The 22,935-nt window shown below is 64.5% G+C and carries 21 protein-coding genes and 1 tRNA gene; 6 read left to right on the top strand and 16 right to left on the bottom strand.

Translation table 11 applies throughout. The features are described from left to right. Positions 1 to 19 precede the first annotated feature (19 nt). From GWK50_RS05090 to xseB, 13 genes are all read right to left on the bottom strand, one after another. Positions 20 to 96: transfer RNA gene (locus GWK50_RS05090), tRNA-Pro, on the bottom strand. Positions 97 to 122: 26 nt separating this feature from the next. Further along, entirely contained in the window at positions 123 to 548 is a 426-nt protein-coding gene (locus tag GWK50_RS05085) for a MerR family transcriptional regulator (protein ID WP_162015605.1), read from the bottom strand. A 131-nt stretch (positions 549 to 679) separates the two neighbouring features. Then, the gene (locus GWK50_RS05080; RefSeq protein ID WP_162015604.1) at positions 680 to 1,027 is read right to left on the bottom strand and encodes an integration host factor subunit alpha; all 348 of its coding nucleotides are present in this window, start codon (positions 1,025 to 1,027) and stop codon (positions 680 to 682) included. Continuing rightward, positions 1,024 to 3,465: a phenylalanine--tRNA ligase subunit beta gene (pheT, locus tag GWK50_RS05075; RefSeq protein ID WP_162015603.1), complete on the bottom strand. Its 2,442-nt coding sequence runs from the start codon at positions 3,463 to 3,465 to the stop codon at positions 1,024 to 1,026. The genes GWK50_RS05080 and pheT overlap by 4 nt, the downstream gene beginning before the upstream one ends. A 121-nt stretch (positions 3,466 to 3,586) precedes the next feature. Beyond that, entirely contained in the window at positions 3,587 to 4,639 is a 1,053-nt protein-coding gene (gene pheS / locus GWK50_RS05070) for a phenylalanine--tRNA ligase subunit alpha (protein ID WP_162015602.1), read from the bottom strand. A 103-nt stretch (positions 4,640 to 4,742) separates the two neighbouring features. Beyond that, positions 4,743 to 5,102: a 50S ribosomal protein L20 gene (gene rplT / locus GWK50_RS05065; RefSeq protein WP_162015601.1), complete on the bottom strand. Its 360-nt coding sequence runs from the start codon at positions 5,100 to 5,102 to the stop codon at positions 4,743 to 4,745. Between the two features lie 26 nt (positions 5,103 to 5,128). After that, a complete protein-coding gene (gene rpmI / locus GWK50_RS05060) occupies positions 5,129 to 5,332 on the bottom strand; it encodes a 50S ribosomal protein L35 (RefSeq protein ID WP_162015600.1) in 204 nt (67 codons plus the stop codon). A 180-nt stretch (positions 5,333 to 5,512) separates the two neighbouring features. Further along, positions 5,513 to 6,121, bottom strand: a complete 609-nt coding sequence (infC, locus tag GWK50_RS05055) for a translation initiation factor IF-3 (protein ID WP_162015599.1) — start codon at positions 6,119 to 6,121, stop codon at positions 5,513 to 5,515. 76 nt (positions 6,122 to 6,197) lie between these two features. Then, the gene (gene thrS, locus GWK50_RS05050; RefSeq protein ID WP_162015598.1) at positions 6,198 to 8,117 is read right to left on the bottom strand and encodes a threonine--tRNA ligase; all 1,920 of its coding nucleotides are present in this window, start codon (positions 8,115 to 8,117) and stop codon (positions 6,198 to 6,200) included. 313 nt (positions 8,118 to 8,430) lie between these two features. Continuing rightward, complete coding sequence (locus GWK50_RS05045; RefSeq protein ID WP_162015597.1) at positions 8,431 to 9,513, bottom strand: TRAP transporter substrate-binding protein DctP; 1,083 nt, start codon at positions 9,511 to 9,513, stop codon at positions 8,431 to 8,433. 187 nt (positions 9,514 to 9,700) lie between these two features. Beyond that, complete coding sequence (gene dxs / locus GWK50_RS05040) at positions 9,701 to 11,596, bottom strand: 1-deoxy-D-xylulose-5-phosphate synthase (RefSeq protein ID WP_162015596.1); 1,896 nt, start codon at positions 11,594 to 11,596, stop codon at positions 9,701 to 9,703. Between the two features lie 69 nt (positions 11,597 to 11,665). Continuing rightward, positions 11,666 to 12,586, bottom strand: coding sequence for a polyprenyl synthetase family protein (locus GWK50_RS05035; protein ID WP_162015595.1), 921 nt, complete (start codon positions 12,584 to 12,586; stop codon positions 11,666 to 11,668). After that, on the bottom strand, positions 12,586 to 12,813 hold the full coding sequence (gene xseB / locus GWK50_RS05030; protein WP_162015594.1) for an exodeoxyribonuclease VII small subunit: 228 nt from the start codon (positions 12,811 to 12,813) through the stop codon (positions 12,586 to 12,588). The genes GWK50_RS05035 and xseB overlap by 1 nt, the downstream gene beginning before the upstream one ends. Positions 12,814 to 13,035: 222 nt before the next feature. Here xseB and GWK50_RS05025 point away from each other — a divergent pair, with 222 nt between their 5' ends. The 5 genes from GWK50_RS05025 (at position 13,036) to flhC (ending at position 17,345) form a co-directional block, all read left to right on the top strand. After that, a complete protein-coding gene (locus GWK50_RS05025) occupies positions 13,036 to 14,169 on the top strand; it encodes an aromatic ring-hydroxylating dioxygenase subunit alpha (protein ID WP_162015593.1) in 1,134 nt (377 codons plus the stop codon). Between the two features lie 182 nt (positions 14,170 to 14,351). After that, the gene (locus GWK50_RS05020) at positions 14,352 to 15,257 is read left to right on the top strand and encodes a DMT family transporter (RefSeq protein WP_162015592.1); all 906 of its coding nucleotides are present in this window, start codon (positions 14,352 to 14,354) and stop codon (positions 15,255 to 15,257) included. A gap of 62 nt (positions 15,258 to 15,319) precedes the next feature. Continuing rightward, positions 15,320 to 16,180: a sulfurtransferase gene (locus GWK50_RS05015; protein ID WP_162015591.1), complete on the top strand. Its 861-nt coding sequence runs from the start codon at positions 15,320 to 15,322 to the stop codon at positions 16,178 to 16,180. Between the two features lie 212 nt (positions 16,181 to 16,392). Continuing rightward, on the top strand, positions 16,393 to 16,719 hold the full coding sequence (flhD, locus tag GWK50_RS05010; protein ID WP_162015590.1) for a flagellar transcriptional regulator FlhD: 327 nt from the start codon (positions 16,393 to 16,395) through the stop codon (positions 16,717 to 16,719). Positions 16,720 to 16,754: 35 nt separating this feature from the next. Next, positions 16,755 to 17,345 carry a flagellar transcriptional regulator FlhC gene (flhC, locus tag GWK50_RS05005; RefSeq protein ID WP_162015589.1) on the top strand — a complete coding sequence of 197 codons (591 nt, stop codon included), beginning with the start codon at positions 16,755 to 16,757 and terminating at the stop codon, positions 17,343 to 17,345. A gap of 63 nt (positions 17,346 to 17,408) precedes the next feature. Here the strand turns inward: flhC and GWK50_RS05000 are convergent, their stop codons facing one another. Continuing rightward, entirely contained in the window at positions 17,409 to 17,951 is a 543-nt protein-coding gene (locus GWK50_RS05000; RefSeq protein WP_162015588.1) for a FlgO family outer membrane protein, read from the bottom strand. Further along, positions 17,948 to 18,667, bottom strand: coding sequence for a hypothetical protein (locus GWK50_RS04995; protein ID WP_162015587.1), 720 nt, complete (start codon positions 18,665 to 18,667; stop codon positions 17,948 to 17,950). Before GWK50_RS04995 ends, GWK50_RS05000 begins: the two co-directional genes overlap by 4 nt. 142 nt (positions 18,668 to 18,809) lie before the next feature. Here GWK50_RS04995 and GWK50_RS04990 point away from each other — a divergent pair, with 142 nt between their 5' ends. Then, positions 18,810 to 20,012 carry a spherulation-specific family 4 protein gene (locus GWK50_RS04990; RefSeq protein WP_162015586.1) on the top strand — a complete coding sequence of 401 codons (1,203 nt, stop codon included), beginning with the start codon at positions 18,810 to 18,812 and terminating at the stop codon, positions 20,010 to 20,012. 72 nt (positions 20,013 to 20,084) lie between these two features. Here the strand turns inward: GWK50_RS04990 and ppc are convergent, their stop codons facing one another. Then, entirely contained in the window at positions 20,085 to 22,883 is a 2,799-nt protein-coding gene (ppc, locus tag GWK50_RS04985; RefSeq protein WP_242455295.1) for a phosphoenolpyruvate carboxylase, read from the bottom strand. Positions 22,884 to 22,935: the final 52 nt, after the last annotated feature.

The following is a 22,935-nucleotide window of genomic DNA, read 5'->3' as shown; positions in this document are numbered from 1 at the left end:
CGTTGTCTTCGGTGAAAAATGGTCGGCGTGGCGGGATTCGAACTCGCGACCCCTTGCACCCCATGCAAGTGCGCTACCAGGCTGCGCTACACGCCGACAAGACTTAGATTATATACCAGTTTTCAGCCATCAATCGAAAGCATCTGCCGAATTTCAATAAGCTCCTTGCGCACGGCAGCCATGTCGTGCAGCGCCAGCGCCGAAGAAGGCTGCACCGCACTGGCCCAAGACTCATCCTGCGGGACACCGCCGTCCATGTCTGCATCGGTGGTCGTGGTGCTGCGCTGCGCATGAAGCATTTCCTGCAGCTTGTTGCGCGCACCGCTGATGGTGAAGCCCTGGTCATACAGCAGGTCGCGAATGCGGCGAATCATCAGCACCTCATGGTGCTGGTAGTAACGCCGGTTGCCACGCCGCTTCATGGGCCGCAACTGCGTGAATTCCTGCTCCCAGTAGCGAAGCACATGGGGCTTGACGCCGCACAGCTCGGCCACCTCACCAATGGTGAAGTAGCGCTTGGCTGGAATAGAGGGGAGCACAGTACCCATGGTTGGACAAAGCCACAAAAGGCTGGCAGCAGCGACCATGCCGATGCCAAACCATCTAGCGTACCTCAGACCTTGGCAACACGCCACCGCACTGCGGCGAATGAACCACAGTCGCGGCAGCCCGGAGCACATCAGTCCACAGTGCCTTGGATTTGTTCCTTGAGTTTGCTGCTGGCGTGGAACGTGACCACCCGGCGCGCTCCAATGGGAATGGTTTCGCCCGTGCGCGGGTTGCGGCCTGGGCGCGGTGCCTTGGTGCGGATCTGGAAATTGCCAAAACCTGAGAGCTTGACGTCCTGCCCATCCACCAGGCTTTGGGCGATCAGGTCGAAAAAGGCATCGATCATGTCCTTGGACTCGCGCTTGTTCAAGCCAATGTGCTCAAACAGCAAGTCCGCCAACTGCGCCTTGGTCAGCGCGGGCGTTTCCAGACTTTCGACGGCAAATTCGATCACCTCGTTGCTCCGTTCCAGCATCATCCACGCAACCTTGCACCCACCTGGGCCTTGAGTTGAGCCAACACGGCCTGCACAGCCGCATCGATGTCCGCTTCGGTCAGCGGCGCATGGCCGCCCAGGGTCAGGCGCACCGCCAGGCTCTTCTCACCCAGCTCCAGCCCGGCCGATCCGACCTGCACGCCCTTGCCCTGTTGCGGACGGAAGACATCAAACAGCACGGCATCGCGCAGCAACTCGGTAGGCAGTGCCGCCCGGATCGCGCCCATGATAGCGCCATGCGTGACGGCTTCCGCCACCACCACAGCCAGGTCGCGCTCCACCATCTGGTGCTTGGGTACGGGGGCGAAACGGGGCACCGGGCGCTGGAGCACGGCATCGAGCTCCAGCTCGAACAGCACGGGCGCCTGGGGCAGCTCCCAGGCCTGGCGCCAGCGGGGATGCAGCTCGCCCACATGGCCGATGACCCGCTCGCCCAGGCACACGCGGGCACAGCGCCCAGGGTGCATGGCCGGATGCTCGGCAGGCTCGAAGCGTGCACTCAACGGCGCCAGCAGTGCCTCGACATCGCCTTTCACGTCAAAGAAATCCACCGCATGCTCTTTGCGCCCCCATTGCAGCAAATCCACGCCACCATAGGCCAGCCCGGCCACACGCATGGGTTGGTGATAGCCCTGGACGGTGGTGTCGGTGTTGGCCACCGAGGCATCGCGCAAAAATACCCGGCCCAGTTCGAACACGCGCACGCGCTCGGCACGCCGATCGGTGTTGAACTTCAGCACCTGCAGCAACGACCCCAGCAGGCTGGAGCGCATCACGCTCATCTGACTGGCAATGGGGTTGAGCAGGCGGATCGGGTCTGCATTGCCGGCCAGTTCACGCTCCCAGCGCTCCTCCACAAAGGAGAAGTTGATGGTCTCCTGGTAGCCCAGCCCGGCCAGCATGCGGCGCACCGCAAACGGGCTGCGCTGGCTTTCCAGCTGCAGCTTGGGCGTGATGGGCGCCAGCGGCGGCGTGGTGGGCAGGTGGTTGTAGCCCACCATGCGGGCCACTTCCTCGATCAGGTCTTCCTCAATGGCGAGGTCGAAGCGGTACGAGGGGGGCGCCACGGTGACCGTGCCCTCGCCCAGCGTGACCGGCAGGCCCAGGCCCTGCAGCGCGTCAAAGCACTGCGCCTGGGTCAGCGGCATGCCGATGACCTTGGCCGCGCGCGCCACGCGCAGCGTCACCGGCTGTGGCTGGGGCATGGCCACCTGCTGGTCCACCACCGGACCGCAGGCAGTCTCAGGCGTGCCGCAGATCTCGATGACGAGCTGGGTGATGCGCTCAATGTGCTCCACGGTGAGCTGCGGGTCCACACCACGCTCGAAACGGTGGCCGGCGTCGGTGGAGAAGTTATAGCGGCGCGAGCGGCCGGCGATCGCCTTGGGCCACCAGAACGCGGCCTCGACGTAGATGTGGCGCGTGTCGTCGGACACAGCCGTCGCGTCGCCGCCCATGATGCCGGCGAGCGACTCGACCTGGTGGTCGTCGGCGATCACGCCGACCTTCTCGTCCACTTCGACGGTGTTGCCGTTGAGCAGCTTGAGCTGTTCACCCGCCTTGCCCCAGCGCACATCCAGGCCGCCGTGGATCTTGTCGAGGTCGAAGATGTGCGAGGGGCGGCCCAGCTCGAACATCACGTAGTTGGAGATGTCCACCAGCGCGGTCACACTGCGCTGGCCGCAGCGCGCCAGGCGGTCCACCATCCACTGCGGGGTCTTGGCCTGCGTGTTGACGTTGCGCACGATGCGGCCGGAAAAACGCCCGCACAGGTCGGGGGCGCTTATCTTCACGGGCAACGTGTCGTCCAGCGCCACGGCCACCGTGGGGAAGGCGGGCGTCTTGAGCGGCGTGCCAGTCAGGGCCGCCACCTCACGCGCCACGCCATAGACGCTCAAACAGTGCGCCAGGTTGGGCGTGAGCTTGAGCGTGAACAGCGTGTCGTCCAGGTTCAGGTACTGGCGAATGTCCTGGCCCAGCGGGGCGTCGAGCGGCAGCTCCAGCAGACCGCCGTGGTCTTCGGAGAGCTTGAGCTCGCGCGCCGAGCACAGCATGCCCTGGCTCTCCACGCCGCGCAGCTTGCCGACCTTGATGAGGAAGGGCTTGCCGTCCTCGCCGGGCGGCAGTTCGGCGCCCACCAGGGCGCAGGGCACGCGGATGCCCACGCGCGCATTGGGCGCGCCGCAAACGATGTTGAGCAGCTCGCCCTGACCCACGTCCACCTGGCACACGCGCAGGCGGTCGGCGTTGGGGTGCTGCTGGGCGTCCTTGATCTCGCCCACCACGATCTTGGTGAACGGGGGCGCGACGGGCTGCAGTTCTTCGACCTCCAGCCCCGCCATGGTCAGGGCGTCGGCCAGTTCTTGGGTGGAAAGCGGCGGGTTGCAGAACTCGCGCAACCAGGATTCAGGAAATTGCATAGTCAGACTTCTTTGGCGTGCTCTTAAAAAGAGAGCTGCTGGCGCTTTTCAGGATTGGTTTTCAGCATGAAAACAGCCTGAAACCCAGTATGGGCGTGCGCTGGAAGCTCACCTTTTTGCATTACTGGAACTGCGACAGGAAACGGATGTCGCCGTCGAAGAACAGGCGCAAATCGTTCACGCCATAGCGCAGCATGGTGAAGCGATCCAACCCCATGCCGAAGGCAAAGCCGATGTAGCGCTCGGGGTCCAGCCCCATGTTGCGCACCACATTGGGATGCACCTGGCCCGAACCCGCCACCTCCAGCCAGCGGCCGGCGAGCGGGCCGTCCTGGAACTGGATATCAATTTCGGCACTGGGCTCGGTGAACGGGAAGAAGCTGGGGCGGAATCGCAGCACCAGGTCGTCACTCTCGAAGAAGGTGCGGCAGAACGCGGTGAACACGACCTTCAGGTCCTTGAAGCTGACGTTCTCGCCAATCCACAGGCCTTCGCACTGGTGGAACATGGGCGAGTGCGTGGCGTCGCTGTCCACGCGGTAGGTGCGGCCCGGCACGATCACGCGGATCTCGGGCATGGACTGGCCTGCGTCGAGCAAGGCACGGTGCTGCTTGACATGCTGCACCGCATGGCGCACCTGCACCGGGCTGGTGTGGGTGCGCAGCAGGTTGGGCGCACCGGGTGTGCCGCCTTCGATGTAGAAGGTGTCGTGCATCGACCGTGCAGGATGGTCCTCGGGCGTGTTGAGGGCCGTGAAGTTGAACCAGTCGGTCTCGATCTCGGGGCCTTCGGCCACATCGAAACCCATGGACCCGAAAATGCCCTGGATGCGCTCCAGCGTCAGCGACACCGGGTGCAGCCCGCCCGCGCCGCGCTGGCGCCCCGGCAGAGTGACGTCGAGCGCCTCGGCCTTGAGCTGGGCCTGCAACTGGGCATCCTGCAGCGCCTGGCGGCGCTCGTTGAGCGCCGCTTCGATGGCTTGCTTGGCCAGGTTGATGGCAGCCCCGCGCGTCTTTTTCTCTTCGACGGAAAGCTGGGCCATGCCCTTCATCAGCTCGGTCACGCGACCGGCCTTGCCCAGAAACTGGGCCTTGGCGTTTTCCAGATCGGCGGGTGTGGCACTGTGCGCAAACTGCTCACGCGCACTTTCGACCAGCAAGTCCAACTCGTTCATATGCGTACTTCAAAAAAGAAACAAGGGCTAGTGCCTTTCAAAGCCCTAGCCCTTGTAGTTTGTGCGCTAGCAGCTATCAAAATGATAGTTGCTCGCCGGGAACTCAGGCAGCCAGCTTGGCCTTGACCTGCTCCACGATGCTGCCGAAGGCAGCCTTGTCGTGCACTGCGAGGTCGGCCAGCATCTTGCGGTCGATCTCGATGGCAGCCTTCTTCAGGCCGTTGGCGAACTGGCTGTATGTCAGACCCAGTTCACGCACACCGGCGTTGATACGGGCAATCCAGAGGCGGCGGAACACGCGCTTCTTGGCACGGCGGTCACGGTAGGCATATTGCCCAGCCTTCATTACCGCCTGTTTGGCGACACGGAAGACATTACCGCGGCGACCGCGAAAACCCTTGGCAAGGGCCAGAACCTTCTTGTGACGGGCATGGGCCGTTACACCACGTTTGACGCGAGGCATGTGAGTACTCCTTGTTCGTCAGTTGATTACAGGCCAGCGAAGGGCAGCATCTGTGCCATGTGACCCATGTTGGTCTCATGAACGGCAGTGATACCACGCAGTTGGCGCTTGTTCTTGGTGGTCTTCTTGGTCAGGATGTGACGCTTGAAGGCTTGACCGCGCTTGACGGTACCACCCGGACGAACGCGGAAGCGCTTTTTGGCGCTGCTCTTGGTCTTCATTTTGGGCATGTGAATGCTCCTCTTTTTTGTGCTCGTGAGGCGTTTGCAAACCTGCTTGCAAACTTGTTGGCCCCGAGCCACTTTTCATGGCGGGCTTTCGCCCGCCAGGGCCGCAGCGTCTTCCGCTGCGGATCTTGGCGACACCGGCATTGCTGCCACCGTCGCCAGATTCGATTCTCGGCGGGCTACTCAGCCCACCTGCTCTGCACTTCCTGCCGCCTCGGTCGCAGACTTGGCGCCTGCCTTCTTGCGCGCCGGGGCAATCATCATGATCATCTGGCGGCCTTCGAGCTTGGGGAACTGCTCCACCAGGATGGTGTCGGCCAGGTCGTCGCGCAAACGGTTGAGCAGCGCCAGACCCAGTTCCTGGTGCGTGATCTCACGGCCACGGAAGCGCAGCGTGATCTTGCACTTGTCCCCTTCAGCAAGGAACCGGCGGATGTTGCGCAACTTGATGTTGTAGTCGCCATCGTCGGTGCCCGGACGGAACTTCACTTCCTTGATTTCAATGACCGTTTGCTTGGCCTTGGCTTCAGCCGCGCGCTTTTGCTCCTGGTACTTGAACTTGCCATAGTCCATGAGCCTGCACACCGGCGGATTGGCCGTTGCGGCAATTTCGACCAGATCGACATCCAGGTCGCCCGCCATGCGCAGCGCCTCCATGAGGCTGACCACTCCGATGGGCTCGTTCTCCGGCCCGGACAGGCGCACTTCGGGCGCGGTGATCTCGCGGTTCAGGCGGTGCTTGCGCTCTTCACGCTGGCGACGGTCACGAAATTCAGTAGCTATGGCTTTCACCCTTGATCAAAAACACGACAAAACGCAGCGGCACAGGAAAAACCCGCAAGCACACGGCTTACGGGCTCAATTCCGGTCAGGCTTTGGATGCAACGGCCTGGACGATGAGTTCGATGAATGCATCGACTGGCATGACGCCCAAGTCCTTGTTGCCCCGGGCACGCACTGCGACGGCTCCAGATGCCCGTTCTTTGTCGCCAGCGACCACAATGAAGGGCAGTTTCTGCATGGAATGCTCCCGTATTTTATACGTAATCTTTTCGTTACGCAGATCGAGGGCCACGCGCAGCGGATTCTGGGGCACTGCTTTCTCGATTTTTTGGGCAATTTCGCGACAGTAGTCTGCCTGCGCATCGGTGATGTTGAGCACCGCCACCTGCACCGGCGCCAGCCAGGCTGGCAGGGCACCGGCATGCTGTTCGATCAGGATGCCGATGAAGCGCTCCAGGCTGCCGACGATGGCGCGGTGCAGCATCACAGGGCGGTGGCGGGCTCCATCCTCGCCCACGTATTCGGCGTCCAGTCGCTCGGGCATGGAGAAATCCACCTGCATGGTGCCGCACTGCCACTGGCGGCCGATGGCGTCCTTGAGGGTGTATTCGATCTTGGGGCCGTAGAAGGCGCCATCGCCCGGCGCGATCTCGAACGCGCAGCCGGAAGCACGCAGGCTTTCCATCAGCGCATGCTCGGCCTTGTCCCAGCTCTCGTCGGAGCCGATGCGCGCCTCGGGGCGCGTGGCTACCTTGTAGATGATGCTCTCGAAGCCGAAGTCCTTGTAAACCTTCTGCAGCAGCGTCGTGTACGCCGTGCATTCACCCAGGATGTGCTCTTCGGTACAGAAGATGTGGCCATCGTCCTGCGTGAAGCCACGCACGCGCATGATGCCGTGCAGGCCGCCCGTAGGTTCGTTGCGGTGGCACTGGCCAAACTCGCCGTAGCGCAGCGGCAGGTCGCGGTAGCTCTTGATGCCCTGCTTGAAGATCAGGATGTGGCCCGGGCAGTTCATCGGCTTGAGGGCGTAGTCGCGCTTCTCACTCTCGGTCGTGAACATGTTGTCGCGGTATTTGTCCCAGTGCCCCGTCTTTTCCCACAGGGTCTTGTCCAGGATCTGCGGACCCTTGACCTCCTGGTAGCCGTTCTCGCGGTACACGCGACGCATGTACTGCTCCACTTCCTGCCACAGCGTCCAGCCCTTGGGGTGCCAGAACACGGTGCCAGGCGAGTGTTCGTCGATGTGAAACAGGTCCAATTCACGGCCGAGCTTGCGGTGGTCGCGCTTCTCGGCCTCTTCCAGCATGGTGAGGTACTGCTGCAGTTCGTCCTTGGTGGCCCAGGCCGTGCCATAGACGCGCTGCAGCATCTCGTTGCGGTGGTCGCCGCGCCAGTAGGCGCCGGCCACCTTCATGAGCTTGAAGAATTTGAGCTTGCCCGTGCTGGGCACGTGGGGGCCCCGGCACAGGTCTTCGAAGGCGCCTTCGCGGTACAGGCTCACGTCCTCGTTGCTGGGAATGCTGGCAATGATCTCGGCCTTGTAGTGCTCGCCCAGGCCCTTGAAGTAAGCCACGGCCTCGTCGCGTGGCAGCACGCGGCGCACCACAGGCTCGTCTTTGGCGGCCAGTTCGGCCATGCGCTTTTCGATGGCGGCCAAGTCTTCGGGGGTGAAGGGACGCTTGTACGAGAAGTCGTAGTAAAACCCGTTTTCGATGACGGGGCCGATCGTGACCTGGGCATCGGGAAACAGCTCCTTGACCGCATAGGCCAGCAAGTGGGCCGTGGAGTGGCGAATCACTTCCAGGCCTTCAGCGTCCTTGGCCGTGACAATGGCCAGCGGGCTGTTCTGGGCAATGGTGTAGCTCGTGTCCACCACCTTGTCGCCGATTTTGCCCGCCAGCGCGGCCTTGGCCAAACCCGTGCCGATCGAAGCGGCCACCTCGGCCACAGTGACGGGGCCGGGAAACTCGCGCAGGGAGCCATCGGGAAGCGTGATTTGGATCATGGGTGTCTTTCGAATCGGTCAACTGGGGGGCGGTGTCTCCGTACCCCCAAAAAACAAAAAAGCGCGGAGGACGTCCGCGCTGTGCAAGGGTAAGAAAGGTCTCACGAACAGGCGCGAACAGCCCGCCTCAACGGCAGGTGGAAGGGCTCCAACGAGTTCGCGGTGTCATAACCAGGGTGCCTTTCTCGCTCTTGTGGAAGGGTCAACGATGGCCTGCATTCTAACTTGCCCAGCAAAAAGCCCGCGTGGCGGGTGCCAGGCGGGCTGTGAGAAGCTGAGGAACGTAAGCTCCCTCAGCCGCTGTCTCCAAGGATCAGAGCTTCTTGGACGACATGAAGGTGTCAAAGCGCGATTCCGCAAAACGGAACCAGAGGATCTGGTCACGCTGGAAGTTGCGCATGTCGGCGTAGATCTTCTTCCACTCGGGGCTCTTGGCGTTGTTCTCTTCGAACACCTCCATCGATGCCTTGAACGACGCCTCCAGCACCGCTTGCGGGAAGGGCAGCACCTTGGTCTTGGCAGCCACCAACTGCTTGAGCGCACCGGGGTTCAGGGAGTCGTACTTGGACAACATGTCGTTGTGGGCCAGGGCCGATGCTGCCTCGATGATGGCCTTGTTTTCCGCCGACAGGCTGTCAAAGGCCTTGTTGTTGACGAACAGATCCACCTCCGGGCCGCCTTCCCACCAACCGGGGTAGTAGTAGAACGGTGCCACCTTGTTGAAGCCCAGCTTCTGGTCGTCGTACGGACCCACCCATTCGCAGGCGTCCAGCGTGCCCTTTTCCAACGATTGGTAGATTTCGCCGCCAGGAATGCTCTGGGGCACGGCGCCCAGCTTTTGCATGACCTCGCCCACCAGACCACCGCCCAGGCGCATCTTCAAGCCCTTGAAGTCGGCAGGGCTCTTGATTTCCTTGCGGTACCAGCCACCCATCTGGGTGCCGGTATTGCCACCGGCAAAGCTGATGGCGTTGAAGTTGGCGTAGAACTCGTTCATCAGCTTGCGGCCATTGCCATGCATCATCCAGGCATTCATCTGGCGCGCGTTGAAGCCGAAGGGAATGGCCGAACCCAGAGCAAAGGCAGGGTTCTTGCCGTAGAAGTAGTACGGCACTGTGTGACACATCTCGACCGTGCCGCTTTGCACGCCATCGAGCACGCCGAACGGAGGCATCAGCTCGCCGCCCGCATGCACCGAAATTTCAAACTTGCCACCCGACATGGCTTTGACCGCCTTGGCAAACACATCGGCGCCGCCATAGATGGTGTCCAGCGATTTGGGGAAGCTGGAAGCAAGGCGCCAGCGAATGGCGGCCTGGGCATGCACAGCAGGTGCCACGCCAGCTGCGAGCACGCCAGCAATACCAGCACGCTGGATGAGTGAACGACGATCCATATGGTTTTCTCCGAAGGTATGTTGCACAACACGCGCCACACCACATTGCTATCACGCGGCAGGCCATGGACTTGTGGAAGCCGTGGCCATTGTAGGAACCACCCCCGTCAATCCCGTGAGGGTTTCCCCGCAAAAACGCCCGCGCGCAGGCGGGCGTTCAGGCTTCTGCAAGCATCACGCAGACGCGTCAGCTTGCTGATGTGGACAGGAACCGCGCTTCGATGGAGCGCTGGATGCCCGCGGCATCCAGCCCCTGCAGCGCCAGCAGGCGCGCGGGGTCGCCGTGCTCGATGAACACATCGGGCAGACCCAGGCACAGCACCGGGCGCTGCACGCCATGTGCGTGCAAGGCTTCCAGCACGGCACTGCCTGCTCCGCCCATCAGGGCGCCCTCCTCCACCGTGACCAGAGCGTCGTGATTCTGGGCCACTTCGAGCAGCAGGGCCTCGTCCAGCGGCTTGGCCCAGCGCATGTTCACCACCGTGGCATCCAGGGCCTGTGCGGCCTCCAGCGCAGGGTACAGCAGCGTGCCAAAGGCCAGGATGGCAATGCGCGGCGTCTTGCCGTCTGCGGCCGCCTGGCGCGTGCGGCGGATTTCGCCCTTGCCGTAGGGCAGCGCATCCAGCCCTGCCAGCGGCGCCACGCCCACCCCCGCACCACGCGGGTAGCGCACGGCCACGGGGTGGTTCTGGGCATAGGCGGTGCTGAGCAGTTGGCGGCACTCACGCTCATCGGCCGGGCAGGCCAGCGCCATGTTGGGAATGCAGCGGACAAAGGGGATGTCGTACGCGCCAGCGTGCGTGGCGCCGTCTGCGCCCACCAGGCCCGCGCGGTCCAGGGCAAACACCACGGGCAGGTTTTGCAGCGCCACGTCGTGGATCATTTGGTCGTAGCCACGCTGCAGAAAGGTGGAGTAGATGGCCACCACGGGCTTGGCGCCTTCGCAGGCCATGCCGGCGGCGAACGTGACGGCATGTTGTTCGGCAATGCCCACGTCGTAGTAGCGCTCGGGGAAGCGCTGGTGGAACTCGACCATGCCCGAGCCCTCGCGCATGGCGGGCGTGATGCCCACCAGGCGGCTGTCGTGTGCCGCCATGTCGCACAGCCACTGACCAAACACCTGGGTGAAGGTCTGCTTGGGTGGCGTGGCGGGCTGCGTCAGGCCCACGCGGGGGTCAAACTTGCCGGGGCCGTGGTAGGCCACGGGGTCGGCCTCGGCCAGCTTGTAGCCCTGGCCCTTCTTGGTGACCACATGCAGGAACTGCGGGCCTTGCAGGCTCTTGATGTTTTCCAGCGTGGGGATGAGCGAATCAAGGTCGTGCCCGTCGATGGGCCCGATGTAATTGAAGCCGAACTTCTCGAACAGCGTAGCGGGCACCACCATGCCCTTGGCCTGCTGCTCCAGGCGCTTGGCCAGCTCGAACAGGGGCGGTGCATTCTTGAGCACGGTCTTGCCCACGTTCTTGGCCGCAGCGTAGAACTGGCCGCTCATGAGCTGGGCCAGGTAGCGGTTGAGCGCGCCCACCGGGGGGCTGATGCTCATGTCGTTGTCGTTGAGGATGACGAGCAGGTTGCAATCGGCCACGCCCGCGTTGTTGAGCGCCTCGAACGCCATGCCTGCGGTCATGGCTCCGTCGCCGATGATGGCCACCACCTGGCGCTGCTCGCCCTTGCGCTGCGCCGCCAGCGCCATGCCCAGCGCGGCCGAGATGCTGGTGCTGGAGTGGGCCGTGCCAAAGGTGTCGTATTCGCTCTCTGCGCGCTGGGGAAAGCCCGAGAGCCCCCCAAGCTGGCGCAGCGTGGACATGCGGTCACGCCGACCGGTGAGGATCTTGTGCGGATAGGTCTGGTGACCCACGTCCCACACCAGACGGTCGTAGGGCGTGTTGAACACATGGTGCAAGGCCACGGTCAGCTCCACCGTGCCCAGGTTGGAGCTGAGGTGTCCGCCGGTCTTGGACACGCTGTCGAGCAAGAAGGCGCGCAACTCCGTCGCCAGCGTCTTGAGCTCTGGCCGCGAGAGGCGGCGCAGGTCGGCCGGGTCATTCACCAGCGAAAGCAGAGGATAGGTGGTCGTGGACATTGCTATTATTTTGATAGCTACTTGCGCTTGTATTTATTGCGCCAGCAGCATATTTCCTTTGAAATACTGTCAGTGCGATCGGTTCACCACCATTTGGGCCAGCGCCGCCAACGCCCGCGTATCGGGCAACGCGGCGGCATCCAGTGCCGCCATCGCCTGGACCAGCAGCTCGCTGGCATAGGCCTGGGCGCGCTCCAGCCCCAGCAGGGATACGTAGGTGGGCTTGCCCTGCTCGGCGTCCTTGCCCGCCGTCTTGCCCAGGGTGGCCGAGTCTTGCGTCACGTCGAGGATGTCGTCCACGACCTGAAAGGCCAGACCCAGCGCCGCACCGTAGTCGGCCAGCGCCTGCAGTGCGGCGGGTGCCGCATTGCCGCAGTGTGCGCCCATCAACACACTGGCCTGCAACAGGGCGCCCGTCTTGAGGCGGTGCATGTGGCGCAAGGCGTCTTCGGTCATGCCGCAGCCCACGTGGGCCAGGTCGATGGCCTGGCCACCGGCCATGCCCTGGGCGCCTGCGGCCCGCGCCAGCAGCCGGCACAGGCGCGCCTGCACCGGCTCGGGCACGGCCGCGCCCTCGGGCGCCAGCAGCTCAAACGCCAAGGCCTGCAGTGCATCGCCCGCCAGCAAGGCCTGCGCCTGCCCGAACTGCACATGCACTGTGGGCTTGCCTCGGCGCAGCACGTCGTTGTCCATGCAGGGCATGTCGTCGTGCACAAGCGAGTAGGCATGGATCAGCTCCACCGCGCAGGCTGCGCGCAGCGCGGCTTCGTCAAACCCGGCGCTGGCGCTGGCCTTACCATCGCCAGCGGCCACGGCCTGGCGGGCTGCCAGCACCAACAACGGGCGCAGCCGCTTGCCGCCGTCGAGCACGGCGTAGCGCATGGCCTCGCCCAGGCCCGCCGGGGCGCCCACACCCACCCCGTCCGACAGGGCCTGCTCCACGCGAAGCAGGCAGGCCTGGCTCCACGATGCGAAATCAAAAGTGTCCATCAGTCCTGCGTCCACGGTTGCAGCACGCCGTTGTCCAGCACCTGGATCTGGTTCTGCACGGCCTCCAGCTTGCCTCGGCAATAAGCCAGCAGATCCGCGCCACGCTGGTAGCCCGCGAGCAGCTGGTCCAGAGGCATTTGGCCCGACTCGATGCGGCCGACCAGTTGCTCCAGTTCTTCCAGCGCCTGCTCGTAGCTGGCGGGTTCGGCGGCGGGTTTCTTGGGCATGGGGGCAAGGCAGCGCGCAAGCGCTGAGTGAAAACGCCGAATTCTACGACCCACGCCCAGCACCTGCCCACAGCCCCCGCAATCGGACAATCACGCAGACGGGGTGCGGGAATCCAGACACCTATACCCCTACTGCCTATAATCCCTTACTGTTTCAACCTGCGCCATGCAGGTTTCTTTTTTTGTGTCTGCGCCCCGGCGCTTGATTTGGTCAGGTCACCCATGTCTGATTTAAGTCTTCGACTGCAGCAGGCCCACAGCCAGCTACCCGTCTCCAGCTATTTCGATGAACAGCTCTTCCAGCGTGAGCTGCAGGTGCTGTTCCAGCACGGGCCGCGCTACGTGGGCCACAGCCGCAGCGTTCCCGAAGTGGGGGACTACCACGTACTGCCCCAGGAACTGGGAGGCCGCGCGCTGGTGCGCACTGCACCCGACAAGGTGGAGCTGGTCTCCAATATCTGCCGCCACCGCCAGGCCATCATGCTGCAAGGGCGCGGCTCCTTGCAGCAACAGCAAAAGGGCAGCGCGGGCGGCAACATCGTGTGCCCCATCCACCGCTGGACCTACAGCCCCAGCGGCACCTTGCTGGGCGCGCCGCATTTTGCCAACGACCCCTGCCTCAACCTCAGCAACTACCCGCTGCGTGAGTGGAACGGCATGCTGTTCGAGGACAACGGCCGCGACATCGACGCCGACCTGGCAGGCCTGGGCCCACGTGCGGAACTGTCGTTCGACGGCTACGCACTGGACCGCGTGGAACTGCATGAGTGCAACTACAACTGGAAGACCTTCATCGAGGTCTATCTGGAGGATTACCACGTCGGCCCCTTCCACCCCGGGCTGGGCAATTTCGTGACCTGCGACGATCTGAAATGGGAATTCCACGAGGAGTTCTCGGTGCAGACCGTGGGCGTGGCCACCACCTTCGGCAAGCCTGGCTCCGACGTGTACAAGAAGTGGCATGAGGTGCTGCTGCGCTACCGCGAAGGCAAGCTGCCCGAGCGCGGCGCCATCTGGCTGACCTACTTCCCCCACATCATGGTGGAGTGGTATCCGCATGTGCTCACGGTGTCCACGCTGCAACCGCTGAGCCCCACCAAGACGCTGAACATGGTGGAGTTCTATTACCCCGAGGAAATCGTCGCCTTCGAGCGCGAATTCGTCGAGGCCCAGCAGGCCGCCTACATGGAAACCTGCATCGAGGACGACGAGATCGGCGAACGCATGGACGCAGGCCGCAAGGCCCTGCTGGCGCGCGGCGACAACGAGGTCGGCCCCTACCAGAGCCCCATGGAAGACGGCATGCAGCACTTCCATGAGTGGTACCGCAGAAAAATGGAGCTGACACCCCGCTGAGGCGCTGCGGGGCGGCCCTTGTGCGGGCGCCCTGATGGAAGGGGTGGCGCTCGGATCAATGAAGCTTGTAGCCAGCGCGACACGCCGCTGGCGGTTTTCTTTGCTACCATTCAAGTAGCACACAGCGCCCGCCCTACGGGCGCTGCGGGCCAATTCTTTGACGAATCCACCCGACACACCCCATGCATGCCCTCTGGATGGTGCTGGCCGCGCTCCTGTTTGCAAGCATGGGCGTGTGCGTCAAGCTGGGTTCGGCCTACTTCCACCCGGCCGAGATGATCTTCTGGCGCGGCATCATCGGCATGGTGCTGCTGTGGGTTCTGGCACGCTCGCAAGGTGCCACCCTGGCCACCGCCCACCCCGGCAAGCACGCCTGGCGCAGCTTGGTGGGCGTGGTCTCGCTGGGCACCTGGTTTTATGCCATCACCCAACTGCCACTGGCCACGGCCGTGACACTCAACTACATGAGCAGCGTGTGGATCGCTGCCCTTCTGGTGGCAGGCAGTCTGTGGGCCTGGCGCCAGGCCGCCCAGGGTCAGCGCCCGTCCCTGCAACTGCCTTTGGTGCTCACCGTAATGGTCGGGTTTGCCGGGGTGGTGTTGATGCTGCGCCCCAGCATCGAGCAAACACCACAGCAACTGTGGGGCGGTGCGCTGGGCCTGCTGTCGGGGCTGACAGCGGCGATGGCCTACCTGCAGGTCACCCATTTGTCGCGCATGGGCGAACCCGAGTCGCGCACCGTGTTCTATTTTGCCCTGGGCTCTGCGCTGGCCGGGGGCGCGGTCTCACTGCTCATCGGGTACTCGCCCTGGCCCGGCTGGCACGGACTGTGGCTGTTGCCCATTGGCGTGCTGGCCGCGCTAGGGCAGTTGTGCATGACGCGCGCCTACGGCAGAGCCCGCTCCGCCAAGGGCACCCTGGTGGTGGCCAGCCTGCAGTATTCGGGCATCGTGTTCGCGGCGCTCTACAGCGTGCTGCTGTTTGACGACCACATCCCCACGCTGGGCTGGCTGGGCATGGCCTTGATCGTGGGCAGCGGCATTCTGGCCACGGTGCTGCGCGCCCGCAGTACACGCAACCCTGCATGAGCCTGCCAAAATCCGCCCATGGTTGCGCCCCGCAACACCCTCGTCACACTCCCCAAGCCGTCATGCCTTATTCGCTTTTGATTTCCGCTCCTGAACTGCAATCGCTGCTGGACTGCGGCACCCCCTGCATGGTGTTCGACTGCAGCTTCGATCTGGCTGACCCCGCCTCAGGCGCGCAACAATTCCTGCAAGGCCATATCCCTGGCGCCGTGTACGCGCACCTGGACGAACACCTGTCCGCACCGGCCCACGGCGAGCGCGTCTCGGGCGGACGCCACCCGCTGCCCACACGCGAAACCTTTGCCGCCTGGCTGGCCCAACAAGGCTTTGCCGCAGGCATGCAGGCCGTGGTTTATGACCGCAACGGCAGCGCCTTTTGCGGCCGCCTGTGGTGGATGCTGCAGTGGCTGGGCCACGAGGCCGTGGCCGTGCTCGACGGCGGCATGCAGGCCTGGACGCAGGCCGGTGGCGCCCTCGAACAAGGCCCGCAGGCCACGCGCACCCCTGGGGTCTTTCAGCCCAGTGCAGCGCTGCGCCCGCTGGCCACCACTGCGCAGGTGCTGCAAGGCCTGGGCACTGCGGGCCAGACCATCATCGACGCCCGCGCCCCTGCGCGCTACCGCGGCGAGGTGGAGCCGCTGGACCCGGTGGCCGGGCACATTCCGGGCGCGCTCAACCGCCCATTCACCGACAACTTCGGGCCGGATGGGCGCTTCAAGGCCCCGGCGCAGTTGCGCACCGAGTTTCTGGCCTTGCTGGATGGGCGCGACCCTGCCACCGTGGTGCTCCACTGCGGCAGCGGCGTCACGGCCAACCCCAACGTGCTGGCAATGGAGCTTGCAGGCCTGGGCCGCGCCGCGCTGTACGCCGGGAGCTGGAGCGAGTGGTGCAGTGACCCGCAACGTCCGGTGGAACGCGGCTGAAGGGCTACAAAATACGTAGCAATCGGCAGCAGATGCCGACACGCCTTGTCAGGCAAATTCCTACAAGACCCACCGCACTGCCTGACGTGCGGCACAGCCGCTTCCCGACTTAATTTTTGATTGGGCCAAATTCACAATCCATTTCAACGGATCGCGAAACGCTGCATGAGGCAGACACAGCGCGAATCCCGCGAATGGAAAGGAACTGCCCCATGTCTAACGATCAACTGCTGGCCGAAATCCGCGAAGCCAACCTCACCTACCTGATGCTGGCCCAGACCCTGATCCGCCAGGACAAGGCAGAGGCCGTGTTCCGACTGGGCCTGAACGAAGACGCTGCCGACATTTTGGCATCGCTGTCGGCCGCGCAACTGATGAAACTGGCGTCCAGAAACACGCTTCTTTGCAGCTTCCGCGTGGACGACAACCTGGTCTGGAGCCTGCTGACCAACCACGCTCCCAGCAAGGTGGGCAACGAAGCAACCAACACGCTGCACGCCAACATCCTGATGGCCAGCCGCGTTTCTGAAGTGCTTTGAACCGCGACACACCGCACACCGCCTGGAGCCCCGCCATGACGACCGCCACCCTCACCCGTCCCGCCGCCGACAAGAAGACCACCAAGACGGCCGCCCCCGTCAAGAGCGTGCTCAATGAGTCGCGCCAGATCGAGCGCGCCGCCATGCTGATCCAGATGGGCGCACGCATGCAGGTGCTCGAATCGGAAACCACGCTGTCGTATGAACGGCTGATCCGCCTGTACAAGGAGATTGCGGGCAAGTCCCCCTCCAAGGGCCAACTGCCGTTCTCCACCGACTGGTTCCTCACCTGGCAGGAGAACATCCACTCCTCGCTGTTCCTCAACATCTACGAGTACCTGGCCAAGGGCATGGACCTGGACCCGGTGGACCAGCTCACCAAGGCCTACCGCCTGTACACCGAACAGATCGCGACCGCCCAGGTCGAACCCCTGCTGTCCTTCACACGCGCATGGCGGCTGGTCAAGTTTGTCGATGCGGGCATGCTTCAGCGCACAAAGTGCGCGCAATGCGGCGGCCTGTTCGTCACCGAGCTGTACGAAAACCGACACTACACCTGCGGGCTGTGCAACCCACCCGCACGCGCTGGCAAGAGCAAGAACGCGGGCGCGCTGATGCTGCATTGAGCATTAAAAACGCCCATACCTCTGATCAGTAAAGCGCCAATAGCTACAAATTTTATAGCTTACTCAACGCCCCCGGAGCAAGCCCCGCAGGTTGTCGTCCACCGGCAGCGCATAGTCGGTGGCGGCCACCACCTGGTTGCCCTGGGGGCTGACCAGCTTGAGGCTCACATAGACCATGGCGCCTGACACTGCATAGGTGCCCACGACCACGGCCTGGGCGTCGTGGTTCTGGCTGACCTCGCGCAGTTCGCGCGACAGCAGCAACTCCCCTTGCCCCGGTTGCAGGGCCAATTGCTCGCGCAGGCGCACCTCGGCCACCGGCACGCCGCGCTGCACGAAGCGCGAGGCGATCTGTTCCGAGAACATGCGCCCCAGGCGGGACGATTCGCCCAGGTGGTCCACGCTGACCAGCGTGGCCACGATCACGCTGCGGCGCGGGTCCAGCGGTGCGGTCTGCAACAGGCGGTCTGCAGCTTCGTAATTGGTTTGCAGCACATCGGACCGCACTGCAGGCCCGCCGCGCTCGCCGTAGTAGTAATAGTGCGCGCAGCCCGGCATGGCGGCAGCCAGGGCCAACAGGGCGAGCAGTGAGGCGCGGCGCTTCATGGTGTTACCACCCGCCAGGTCTTGACCGGCGCCGGGGGCGCCACAGGGGCGGGCGGCTGGTAGAGCACGGCGTCCTCGCGTTCGATGTAGTACATGTCTGCGGTCCCTGTCAGCAAACGGTCTGGCGTCTTGAGCGTGGTGGTGATGAGCACCTCGGTGCGTGTGGGGCCACCGGCTGCGGCGCCCTGGTTGTGGCGCTGCATCATGTCCAGGGCCAGGCCGGTGCCCACCCCCAGGGCTGTGGCCACACCGGGCAGGAAGGGGCGGTTGTAGTAATGCACTTTCCAGTCGCGCCACACGCCCACTCCGGCGCTCAGCATCGTCCAGGGCAAGGGGATGATCTGGTTGGTTGGGTCGTTCGCTTCGTGCTGCACCACCTGGGTCTGCACTTCCAGCTCCACGGCAGTGGGGCCGGTGGCCAGCGTCACGCCCCGGTCGAGCAAGCGCACGCGCAGGAGCTTGAGAAAACCCTGGTTGAAGCTGGAGCCGTCGGCCACCGTCACGTGGATGGGGTGCTCGCCCTCAGGCCAGCCCGCGATCTTTTCCGACACACGGGCCGCCACATCGTCTGCCAGCACGTCCCAGTGGTGCACGGCACGCGCCTTCTTCTGGCCCGTGGCCGGGTAGTTGTCGGCACGCGGCTTGTCCAGCGTGCTGCAGCCTGCCAGCAGCGCCGTTGCCGCCAGGACGCAAAGGAGGAGGCTTGGGGATCGCATGCACCAGATGGTATGCGCGGCCCTGCCGTCCAATCCGCGCAACAAAATGGCTTTTCCCGGTCAGAACGGCGGCTTGCCTGCGGCTGGGTGGATGGACAATGGCTTGCAATTGCCCATCCACCGTGAACTTCCTGGAGAGCGTATGCGCCGCATCCTTCCCCGCCCCCTGCCCCATGCCTTGTCCCTTCTGGCACTCAGCGCCCTGATCGTTGGTTGCGGTGGCGCCAAGGAGGACACGCCCACCCCTCCACCGCCGGTGCAGCCCGGCCCCCTGGCCGTGGGCTTTACCAGCCCGGTGGCCGCCAACAACGTGCATGACGTGGCCAGCGCCATTCCCTTGCAGGTCAACGTCACCATCAACGGCAACCCCGCGCCCAACGGCACGCCCGTGAGTCTGACGACCAACTCCATCAGCGCCAGCCTGGCGCCCACGGTGCCCACCACCCTGGGTGGTGCGGCCACGTCGGTGCTCAACAGCAACGTCATCGGCCCGGTGGTGGTCAATGCCACGGTGACGAGCACCACCCATTCGGCCAACGAAAGCCTCAAGCTCTACATCCGACCGGTGCGCAAGCCGCTGGAATTGCTGGTGCCCGCCTATTTCAGCGCCGCCAAGGACTCCCCCTGGACGACCCTGGTGTCGGGCGCCAAGAGCTACCCGGATGTGAAGATCACCGCCATCATGAACCCCAACGGCGGGGTGCTTACCTCGACCACCACCGCCAACACCGACCTCGCCACGGCCATGGCCAGCCTCAAGACCGCCAATGGCAAGGTGGTGGCCTATGTGTCCACGCTGTATGGCAACGGTGCGCGTTCGGAAGCCGACATCAAGGCCACCATCGACAAGTACCTGGAGCTGTACCCCACCCTGGACGGTTTCTTCATCGACGAAATGGCCTCGGGCAGCAACCGCCTGGCCCATTACCAGGCCATTTACACCTATATCAAGGGCAAGCCCAGAGACCCCGGAGTGCCCGCGTTGGTCGTGATTGGCAACCCCGGCATCTACCCGGACCAGGCTTATGCCGACGCGACCGATGCGCTGACCACGTTCGAGGGCACGGCCGCCGCCTTCCAGGCGCTGGATCCGCAACAGTCGTCCAACACCTGGGTGTACAGCCTGGCCAACACATCGCAGGCCATGCTGGTGCACAGCGCCAGCACCTGCACTGCCATGCAGGACAGCCTCAAGCACGCCAACAAGGCGCGCACCAACACCGGCCTGGTGTTCACCACCGACGAGACCAGCGTCCGCACCGTGACCAAGCTGCCAGCCTACTGGATCCAACTGCTGGGAACGGTGGACGCCATGAACAAGGGCGGCACGTTGCCCGCTTGCTGAAGCACAACAGGCGCACCACGCGCGGTCGTGCCTGGGTTTGCGAACCCGGCACACCGCCCCTGCCATCAAGCATCAGCCGGTGTTGCGCAACCCTGCGGCAATGCCGTTGATGGAGATGTGAATACCCGTCTGCACGCGCTCATCGCCCTGCCCTGCACGCCAGCGGCGTACCAGTTCCACCTGCAGGTGGTGCAGCGGGTCGATATACGGGAAGCGGTGCTTGATGGAGCGCGCCAGCGCACTGTTGTCCGCCAGACGCTGCTTGTCGCCCGTGATGAGTGTGAGCGCCTCCGCCGTGCGGTGCCATTCAGCCTCGATGGCAGCAAACACCTTTTTGCGCAGCCTGGCGTCCTGCACCAGTTCGCTGTAGCGCGAGGCCAGGGCCAGGTCGCTCTTGGCCAGCACCATGTCCATGTTGGACAGCAGCGTGCTGAAGAAGGGCCAGTGCCGCTCCATCTTGCGCAGCAGGGCGAGCTGGGCCTTGGGGTCCTTGCCGCTGTGGTGCACAAAGGCCTGCACCGCCGTGCCAAAGCCATACCAGCCCGGCAGCGTGAGGCGGCATTGGCCCCAGCTGAAGCCCCAGGGAATGGCGCGCAGGTCTTCAATGCGTTGGCTGGGCTTGCGCGACGCGGGGCGCGAGCCGATGTTGAGTTCGGCAATCTCGCGGATGGGCGTGGAATTGAAAAAGTAGTCGGTGAAGCCCGGCGTTTCGTACACCAGCGCACGGTAGGCCGCCATGCTGGCCTGCGAGAGCTGCGCCGCCGCCTCCAGGAAGGCGGGCGTGGCCGGTTTGGTGGGCTGCAAAAAGGTGGCCTCCAGCGTGGCAGCGACCAGGGTTTCAAGGTTGCGTCGGCCGATCTCCGGGTTGGCGTACTTGGAGGCGATGACCTCGCCCTGCTCGGTCAGGCGGATCTGGCCGCGCACCGTGCCCGGTGGCTGCGCCAGGATGGCCTGGTAGCTGGGGCCGCCGCCACGCCCCACGGTGCCGCCGCGACCGTGGAACATGCGCAGGCGAATCCCGGGCAGCTCATCAAACAGCGCCACCAGCGCAATCTCGGCCCGGTACAGCTCCCAGTTGCTGGTGAAGATGCCGCCGTCCTTGTTGCTGTCTGAGTAGCCCAGCATGATGTCCTGCTCGCTGCCGCTGGCCTGCACCATGGCGGCGATGCCCGGCAGCGCATAGAACTCGCGCATGATGGGTGCGGCGTTGCGCAGGTCCTCAATGGTCTCGAACAGCGGCACCACGATGAGGTCGGCCGTGGCCTGTGAGGGCGCTGCGTCGTCCAGCGTGCCGTGCACCAGGCCCACTTCCTTTTGCAGCAGCAGCACTTCCAGCAGGTCGCTCACCGTTTCGGTGTGGCTGATGATGTAGTGGCGGATGGCATCGTGCCCGTAGCGTTGGCGCATGCGCAGCGCCGCTTCAAAGATGGCCAGCTCGCCGCTCGTGTGCTCGGAGTAGGCAGCGCCCACCACGCGCAGCGGCCGTGCGTCCTGCAGCAGGCGCAGCAGCACTGCACGCCGATCGTCTTCGGGCAGCGCGGCATAGTCGGGCTCGATGCGGGCCACGGCCAGCAGCTCGGCCACCACGCGCTCGTGCTGGTCGGAGCTTTGGCGCAGGTCCACCGTGGCCAGGTGAAAACCAAACACCTGCACCGCCCGGATCAGCGGGCGCAGGCGCTGCGCCGACAGCGCCGCACCGTGGTGCGCCTGGAGCGAGGCCTCGATGGTGCGCAGCTCGGCCAGGAAGTCTGCCGCGCTCGCGTACGGGTTCTGTGGCGCCACGGCGTGGCGCGCGGCCACGCCGCCGCTCAGCTCCTGCAGCGTGGCAGCCAGGCGCGCGTAGATGCCCGTGAGCGCGCGGCGGTAGGGTTCGTCCTGGCGATGCTCGTTGGTGTCGGGCGAACTGAGGGCCAGCGCCTGCATCTCGGGCGTCACTTCGACCAGCCGCGCCGACAGCGACAGCTCCCCGCCCAGCAGGTGCACCTCGGTCAGGTAGTGGCGCAGCACCACTTCGCTCTGGCGCCGCAGGGCCTGCACCAGCGTGGCGGCCGTGACGTTGGGGTTGCCGTCGCGGTCGCCACCAATCCACTGGCCCATGCGCAGAAAGCTGTGCACCGGCTCCGTGCCCAGGGCTCGCTCCAGGTCGGCATAGATGCGTGGGATCTCGCGCAGGAAGGTGGCCTCGTAGTAGGACAGCGCGTTTTCGATCTCGTCGGCCACCGTCAGCTTGCTGTAGCGCAGCAAGCGCGTCTGCCACAGTTGCGTGACGCGCGAGCGCAACTGCGCCTCGTTGGCGGCCAGCTCGCGCGGCGTGAGGGCGTCACGCGCCGTGTTGTAGAGCTGCGCGCGCTCGACGATGTCGTCGCGCGCCGCCAGCAACTGCGCGATGTCGCGCTCGGCGTCCAGAATGCTCTTGCGCTGCACCTCGGTGGGGTGCGCCGTGAGCACGGGCGAGACATAGCTGTGCGCCAGCGTCTGGGCAATGGTGCCCGGCGCAATGCCCGCCCAGCGCAGGCGCGAGAGCGCCACATCGATGCTGCCCTCCTGCGTGTCGCCCGCGCGCTCATGCACGGTGCGGCGGCGGATATGGTGCCGGTCTTCTGCCAGGTTGGCCAGGTGACTGAAGTAGGTGAAGGCGCGGATCACGCTCACCGTCTGGTCGCCGCTCAGCCCCTTGAGCAGCTTCTTGAGGGTCTTGTCGGCCTCATGGTCTGCGTCGCGCCGGAAAGCCACCGACAACTGGCGAATCTGCTCGATCAGGGCGAAGGCGGCCTCGCCCTCCTGCTCGCGGATCACGTCACCCAGAATGCGCCCGAGCAGGCGGATGTCCTGGATCAAGGGATAGTCTTTGTCGGTTTTTTTGGCGCTCAAGGCTTGTCTCCTGGGTGCGGTGCCGGAATGCTGCAGCGCGGGATGCTAGCAT

The organism is Acidovorax sp. 210-6 (genome assembly GCF_010020825.1).
GTDB classification, from domain to species: Bacteria; Pseudomonadota; Gammaproteobacteria; order Burkholderiales; family Burkholderiaceae_C; genus Simplicispira; species Simplicispira sedimenti.
This window is presented reverse-complemented; position numbering and strand designations above follow the sequence as displayed.

Bases quoted from the DNA above. Each gene is read 5' to 3' on its own strand.
- GWK50_RS05085 (WP_162015605.1), bottom strand. From the start codon at position 548: ATGGGTACTGTGCTCCCCTCTATTCCAGCCAAGCGCTACTTCACCATT.
- GWK50_RS05080 (WP_162015604.1), bottom strand. From the start codon at position 1,027: ATGATGCTGGAACGGAGCAACGAGGTGATCGAATTTGCCGTCGAAAGT.
- pheT (WP_162015603.1), bottom strand. From the start codon at position 3,465: ATGCAATTTCCTGAATCCTGGTTGCGCGAGTTCTGCAACCCGCCGCTT.
- pheS (WP_162015602.1), bottom strand. From the start codon at position 4,639: ATGAACGAGTTGGACTTGCTGGTCGAAAGTGCGCGTGAGCAGTTTGCG.
- rplT (WP_162015601.1), bottom strand. From the start codon at position 5,102: ATGCCTCGCGTCAAACGTGGTGTAACGGCCCATGCCCGTCACAAGAAG.
- rpmI (WP_162015600.1), bottom strand. From the start codon at position 5,332: ATGCCCAAAATGAAGACCAAGAGCAGCGCCAAAAAGCGCTTCCGCGTT.
- thrS (WP_162015598.1), bottom strand. From the start codon at position 8,117: ATGATCCAAATCACGCTTCCCGATGGCTCCCTGCGCGAGTTTCCCGGC.
- GWK50_RS05045 (WP_162015597.1), bottom strand. From the start codon at position 9,513: ATGGATCGTCGTTCACTCATCCAGCGTGCTGGTATTGCTGGCGTGCTC.
- dxs (WP_162015596.1), bottom strand. From the start codon at position 11,596: ATGTCCACGACCACCTATCCTCTGCTTTCGCTGGTGAATGACCCGGCC.
- GWK50_RS05035 (WP_162015595.1), bottom strand. From the start codon at position 12,586: ATGGACACTTTTGATTTCGCATCGTGGAGCCAGGCCTGCCTGCTTCGC.
- xseB (WP_162015594.1), bottom strand. From the start codon at position 12,813: ATGCCCAAGAAACCCGCCGCCGAACCCGCCAGCTACGAGCAGGCGCTG.
- GWK50_RS05025 (WP_162015593.1), top strand. From the start codon at position 13,036: ATGTCTGATTTAAGTCTTCGACTGCAGCAGGCCCACAGCCAGCTACCC.
- GWK50_RS05020 (WP_162015592.1), top strand. From the start codon at position 14,352: ATGCATGCCCTCTGGATGGTGCTGGCCGCGCTCCTGTTTGCAAGCATG.
- GWK50_RS05015 (WP_162015591.1), top strand. From the start codon at position 15,320: ATGCCTTATTCGCTTTTGATTTCCGCTCCTGAACTGCAATCGCTGCTG.
- flhD (WP_162015590.1), top strand. From the start codon at position 16,393: ATGTCTAACGATCAACTGCTGGCCGAAATCCGCGAAGCCAACCTCACC.
- flhC (WP_162015589.1), top strand. From the start codon at position 16,755: ATGACGACCGCCACCCTCACCCGTCCCGCCGCCGACAAGAAGACCACC.
- GWK50_RS05000 (WP_162015588.1), bottom strand. From the start codon at position 17,951: ATGAAGCGCCGCGCCTCACTGCTCGCCCTGTTGGCCCTGGCTGCCGCC.
- GWK50_RS04995 (WP_162015587.1), bottom strand. From the start codon at position 18,667: ATGCGATCCCCAAGCCTCCTCCTTTGCGTCCTGGCGGCAACGGCGCTG.
- GWK50_RS04990 (WP_162015586.1), top strand. From the start codon at position 18,810: ATGCGCCGCATCCTTCCCCGCCCCCTGCCCCATGCCTTGTCCCTTCTG.